The organism is Streptomyces milbemycinicus (genome assembly GCF_002154605.1).
Lineage (GTDB): Bacteria > Actinomycetota > Actinomycetes > Streptomycetales > Streptomycetaceae > Streptomyces > Streptomyces milbemycinicus.
Map to the genome: position 1 here is coordinate 1 of NZ_MUNE01000708.1, position 3,379 is coordinate 3,379.

The window sequence follows — 3,379 nt, forward strand, 5'->3', positions numbered from 1 at the left end:
CACGCCTCCCGCCGAAGTCGCCGAGCAACTCGCCCCGCGCGCCGCCCAGGTGGCAGTCGGCGGTGAAGCGCTGCGCCTGCAGCACACCTACGGCGACCACGACACCCAGCCCGAGGCCGCTGGGCCTCCGACACCCTCCTCGCCACCCCCACCAGCACGCCCCTCGGCAGCGGTGACGACGAGAACTGGGTGTATCCGATGGCCGCATCCGGCTCGGCCGCCCGCGCCCTCCCCTCTCTCCTCCTCGCCCCGTCCGACCACCTCGGCATCGACCGGGACCGCATCGAGGAGACCGCCACCGCCCTGGCTGCGTCGCCGGACGGCATCCGCACCCTCTTCGCCGCCGGCTGCGCCCCTGTGTGGGAGGCCCCCTGCGAGGAAGAAGCGGACAAGGGCATCCCCTGCCCGCGCCACCAGCCCCTGTGGGCCGCCGTCCAAGCAGGCCTCGGCGGCTGCCGCCTCGGCCCTTGGCTGTCCGGAAGCCGTCAGCCGGAGGTCCTGCCGCCCCCTACACCGACACCCTGCCCGTCGTACCCGCCGCCGACCTGCTCGTGAACCGTCTCGCCATGCCGATCGCCTGCACCGCCGCCACCGTCAACGCCGTCTGCCTGGCCGAGCAGGCCACCGTCCTGCTCCCAGTCTTAGTGGACGCGCACCGCAACGGCACCGACCACTGGATGACCGAGGGCTACGCCGGATACAACAGCCCCGAACGCGAACTCGTCCTCCGCACTTTCATCACCCTCGCCGCCGACGGCAGCACCGGACCCCTCACCGCGCACCTGCGAACGTTCGCCCACAACGCCAATGCTCTGCAGCAGCTACTCCACCATGCCGCCACCCACTTCACCTACGACGCCCGACTGCGCGCCCCGCTTCCGTCCGTGTGGCCGCTGATCCTGACCACCGTGCTCGACGCTCTCGACGCAGGTACCACCCTGTATGCGGACAACAGCCGCTGGGCCGAATACGCCATCGCCGCGCTGCTGCCCACCCCGCAACTGCGCACCGCCGACCTCGACCCCGACAACACCCTCAACCGCGCGAACCGCGACTGGCTCACGCCCGGCGCCCTCGGCGACGCCGCCGCACGATGGCTCGACCTGACCCGCGGCGAACCCAAGGCCGCCGGCGCGCTGGCCCGCTTCGCCCGCACCACCCCTCCGCCTGGCAGCGCACCAGGCCTGACGTAGCTGGAGCACGTGATCGACGGCCGCTACGATGACTTCGCCAACCACTGCTGGTACGTCACCCGCTGGCTCACCGAACCCCGGGAGACCACGCATCTCGACGCCGCCCCACTGAGCCGATGGCGCCGCGTCGTTGACGGGCTCGTCGCGGCCGGCGACCGAAGCGCTGTCGAACTGCAGCGCATCGACGAGTAACCCCACCCGGGCAGGCCCCCAGCCGCCTGCGCCGGCGGTGCGCACGCCGCCCATCCGACTCCCGCGCCGTCTGTACGGCATGGCGCCGAGTTGGGAGCATGAGGGAAATGCCCGGCAGGTGAGGGGTGGATACGTGGGGGCGGACGAGATCAGGTCTCAGGGCTTCAACCTGAATGAGCTGTTTCGTGATGTGACCTATGAGATCGACTACTACCAGCGGGACTACACCTGGGGCGAGGAAGAGGTCCGCACCCTGCTACGGGACCTGTGCGACTCGTTCCGAAACTGGTCGGGGGACTCCGCATACCGGCGCCGCCCGCACACCGCGCCGCAGTACTTCCTCGGCCCCTTCGTCTACCACGAGCCGTCGAGGAACCGCCGCTACCTCGTCGACGGCCAGCAGCGCTTCGTCACCCTGCACCTGCTCTTCCTGCAACTGCGCCTGTGGGCCCAGGAAGCCGGAGATCCGCAAACGGTCGACCAGCTCAACCGTGTGATCACCACCGACGGGAAGCACTTCTGCGTCGGCATCACTGACCACGACCCCGTCCTGCGGGCCATCAGCGAGGGCCGCAAATACGAAACGGGCGCCGGCGACTCCCTCTCCCGCCGCAACCTGTGGGCACGCGGCCAGCAGATCGAATCCCAGCTCGTGGAAGAACTCGACGCCGAGGAACTCCACCCCTTCACCGAGTGGCTCCTGAAACGCGTGGTCCTGGTAGGCATCCGCGCGGCCGGCCCCGACCACGGCTACCGCATGTTCGAGACGATGAACGACCGCGGCGCCCGCCTCACCGCCGTCGATCTCCTCAAGAGCCACCTGCTGTCCAACGTCGGCGCGGGCGAGGAACAACTCAACACCCAGTGGCAGGAGATGCTGCGCGAACTGTCCACCGACCGCGACGACCCCCAAGCGGCATCCCGCTTCATCAAGGCCTACCTCCTCGCCCGCTGCGTACGCGAGGGCCACGACGAGGACCGCCGCCAGGTCACCACCAACCTCAACGTATGGGTGCCACAACGCCGCCCACCTCGGCCTGGTCACAGGACGCCCCGACCATTTCCTCACGTTCGTGCAGGACCTTCTGAAGACGGCCCGCCTGTACCGGCCCATCCTCGCCGCCACCCGCACGCTGAAGAAGGACGGTGACCGCCTGGAGACGGTGCTCTTCAACGAACGCAACGGCCTCGGCGTCCAGTCCGTCGCCGTCCTCGCCGCCATCGACCCCGACGACCAGCCCACCGACGCCAAGGACAAAGGCCGTCTCGTCGCCTCCTACATCGACCGCTGGTACGCCCTGCGGATCCTGCAGGACCTGCCCGTCCAGTCCGCCGACGCCGACGCCCTGGTCCACACCGACCTCGTCCCCCTCCTGCGCGGATGCCGCACCGTCGCAGACGTCGCCTCCGCGCTGGGCGACCTCGCCCACCACGACGGCAACCCCGTACGCGAAGCGGTCACCCTGGGATTACGGGGCAACAACGCTGCCCAGATCCGCTATCTCCTCGCCCGCGCCACCGCCTACGCCGACGAGGCCTGCAAAAAGACCTCCGACATCCTCGCCTACCTCGACCGCGACCAGTTCCACATCGAACACCTGTGGGCCAGCCACCATCACCGGGTAGCCGGCGACATCCCCGACCCGGTCGTCTTCCGCAGCCGCCGCAACCAACTCGGCGGCCTCGGCTTGCTGAGGGGCCGCGAGAACTCCAGCATCAACGACCTGCCCTTCCACGACAAAACCCGCCTCTACGCCCGTGGCAACGTCCTGCTGGGCGTCATGGCTCCCGAATACGACCGTCGCAACCCCGAGCTGCGCGACTTCATCAAGACACACCAGCTCGACAAACACCTGCGGGCCTTCGGGACGAGAGAGACGATGACCACGGTCATCGCAACCCGGCAGGAGCTGTACCTACGTCTGTTCGAACACATCTGGAACCCCGAACGCATGGGCCTCCCCGCCACTGCTGCTTCCCAGCCCCCATCAGGC

5 protein-coding genes are annotated in these 3,379 nt (G+C 69.2%); all 5 read left to right on the plus strand.

Annotated elements, in window-relative coordinates:
• The first annotated feature begins 198 nt into the window (after positions 1-198).
• On the plus strand, positions 199-555 hold the full coding sequence (locus tag CCN51_RS43660; RefSeq protein WP_086860839.1) for a hypothetical protein: 357 nt from the start codon (positions 199-201) through the stop codon (positions 553-555).
• An 11-nt stretch (positions 556-566) separates the two neighbouring features.
• A complete protein-coding gene (locus CCN51_RS43665) occupies positions 567-1,193 on the plus strand; it encodes a hypothetical protein (protein ID WP_014172607.1) in 627 nt (208 codons plus the stop codon).
• 9 nt (positions 1,194-1,202) lie between these two features.
• Positions 1,203-1,385, plus strand: coding sequence for a hypothetical protein (locus CCN51_RS43670; protein ID WP_014172606.1), 183 nt, complete (start codon positions 1,203-1,205; stop codon positions 1,383-1,385).
• A gap of 79 nt (positions 1,386-1,464) precedes the next feature.
• Positions 1,465-2,535, plus strand: coding sequence for a DUF262 domain-containing protein (locus CCN51_RS43675; protein WP_078610254.1), 1,071 nt, complete (start codon positions 1,465-1,467; stop codon positions 2,533-2,535).
• Positions 2,459-3,379 (plus strand): GmrSD restriction endonuclease domain-containing protein (locus CCN51_RS43680; protein ID WP_143676086.1); only part of this gene is annotated, 921 nt, incomplete at its 3' end. The genes CCN51_RS43675 and CCN51_RS43680, both read left to right, overlap by 77 nt.